This window comes from Acinetobacter sp. ACNIH3 (assembly GCF_002918965.1).
Taxonomy (GTDB): Bacteria; Pseudomonadota; Gammaproteobacteria; order Pseudomonadales; family Moraxellaceae; genus Acinetobacter; species Acinetobacter schindleri.
Genome location: NZ_PQLP01000120.1, coordinates 1 through 1,567, shown reverse-complemented (window position 1 = coordinate 1,567; position 1,567 = coordinate 1). Strand labels below are relative to the sequence as shown.

Here is a 1,567-nt window from a genome sequence, read left to right as displayed (position 1 = left end):
ATTGTTTGCTTCTGCAATTGATGGATGATTTTCTTGTTGAGATTTCTTATCTTCGCATGGTGTTTCTTTACTACATCCACAACCACTCATAATTATACCCATTAAAAAAATTATAAACTTTGAATATTAGAATCCCTATAGTTACTATAGAGTCAAGAATCTTTGGAAATACTAACTCAATGCATTTAAAAATTGGTGAACTCTCTAAAAAAACCTCATGTTCAGTATTAACAATTAGGTTTTATGAAAAGGAAGGTTTAATTCCGGAACCGGAAAGAACGGAAGGAAATTACCGCCTTTACGATGTAGGCTATGTTGAGCGAATTAAATTTATTTTGAATTGCCGAACTTTAAATATGAGTTTGAATGAAATTCGTCAATTACTTACCTATAAAGACAAACCTGAGAAAAATTGTTCAGATGTGAATGAATTAATTGACTTACATGTCAGTGCTATCAGAGAAAATATAATCAAGCAACAAAAGCTTATTGAACAACTATCTGATTTAAGAGGTACTTGTGATGGTTTATGTACAATTGACCAATGTGGAGTTTTAAAAAATCTAGCTTGATTATCTAGACCTATGCTTTTTTCAAAAAATCGGCACTGTTGCAAATAACCACGAATGGTAAGCTGAAGACTGTTTTAGCTAAAGGTGCAGCATATGAATCCTTTCCATGGTCGGCATTTTCAGGGCGAAATCATTCTTTGGGCTGTGCGCTGGTATTGTAAATATGGCATTAGCTATCGTGAACTGCAGGAAATGCTGGCCGAACGGGGTGTGAATGTTGATCACACGACTATTTACCGTTGGGTTCAACGTTATACGAATCTAAAAATGGGAGCCTATAGCTCCCATTTTTATTGTTAAACGTTGAATCCTATATGTTTTCCTGTTGGAAGCTCTACATCAATACGGAGCTTCCCACCCATTGCCTCAACATACTTTTTCATGGTTGAAATCTTAAGATCATTGCCACGATTTTCTATTGCTGAAAGCGATGGCTGTTTTATTCCCAAAGTTTCAGCAAGCTCTTTTTGAGAAATTTCGAGTTCTTCACGAATAAGATGAAGCTGATTTTCTAGCAGTAATTCATCAGCCATTTTTTGAATACGGGCTTGGCTCTCTGGAGAGCGGCTAGCTAACAATTCTTGCAGAGTCTTAGCCATTAGATTTATCTCCTAGGGTAGTGAGATGAAGTTGGTATTGTTCATCTGCAATATCCAGCATGTCTTTATAAAAACGCTTTTTACCGCCTTTATCAGCAATACATAGAACAATAGCCTGTCGTAAGGGATCAAATGCGAAGAAAGCTCTTAAGGGTCTACCGCGATGTTGAACGCGCAGTTCTTTCATATTGGTAAATTTAGACTCATACACAGTATCTACTAAAGGGCGGCCTAAACTCGGCCCCTGCTGCTGTAGAACAACCAGGGCAGCTAGGACCTTCTCTTGAGTAGATTCATCTTGCTGTTCAAGCCACTGATTAAATAGATCTGTCGTAATGACTGTCCACATACCACAACCAAAATATAGATTATAGTCTATATTTTAGAGGCATTATG

General features: G+C 37.0%; 3 protein-coding genes and 1 pseudogene. 2 read left to right on the top strand and 2 right to left on the bottom strand.

The features are described 5' to 3' along the window. The first annotated feature begins 179 nt into the window (after positions 1 to 179). Complete coding sequence (gene cadR, locus C3420_RS16955) at positions 180 to 572, top strand: Cd(II)/Pb(II)-responsive transcriptional regulator (RefSeq protein ID WP_000550240.1); 393 nt, start codon at positions 180 to 182, stop codon at positions 570 to 572. 93 nt (positions 573 to 665) lie between these two features. Beyond that, positions 666 to 827: pseudogene (locus C3420_RS16950) on the top strand (IS6 family transposase); the annotation flags it as partial. Between the two features lie 41 nt (positions 828 to 868). Here C3420_RS16950 and C3420_RS16945 read toward each other — a convergent pair. Together C3420_RS16945 and C3420_RS16940 are read right to left on the bottom strand one after the other, a co-directional pair. Then, complete coding sequence (locus tag C3420_RS16945; protein ID WP_001140620.1) at positions 869 to 1,171, bottom strand: helix-turn-helix domain-containing protein; 303 nt, start codon at positions 1,169 to 1,171, stop codon at positions 869 to 871. After that, positions 1,164 to 1,520, bottom strand: a complete 357-nt coding sequence (locus tag C3420_RS16940; RefSeq protein WP_000269911.1) for a type II toxin-antitoxin system RelE/ParE family toxin — start codon at positions 1,518 to 1,520, stop codon at positions 1,164 to 1,166. Before C3420_RS16940 ends, C3420_RS16945 begins: the two co-directional genes overlap by 8 nt. Positions 1,521 to 1,567 lie beyond the last annotated feature (47 nt).

What these genes read in the sequence shown, in the direction of transcription:
- cadR (WP_000550240.1), top strand. Translation starts at nt 180, where the DNA reads ATGCATTTAAAAATTGGTGAACTCTCTAAAAAAACCTCATGTTCAGTA.
- C3420_RS16945 (WP_001140620.1), bottom strand. Translation starts at nt 1,171, where the DNA reads ATGGCTAAGACTCTGCAAGAATTGTTAGCTAGCCGCTCTCCAGAGAGC.
- C3420_RS16940 (WP_000269911.1), bottom strand. Translation starts at nt 1,520, where the DNA reads ATGTGGACAGTCATTACGACAGATCTATTTAATCAGTGGCTTGAACAG.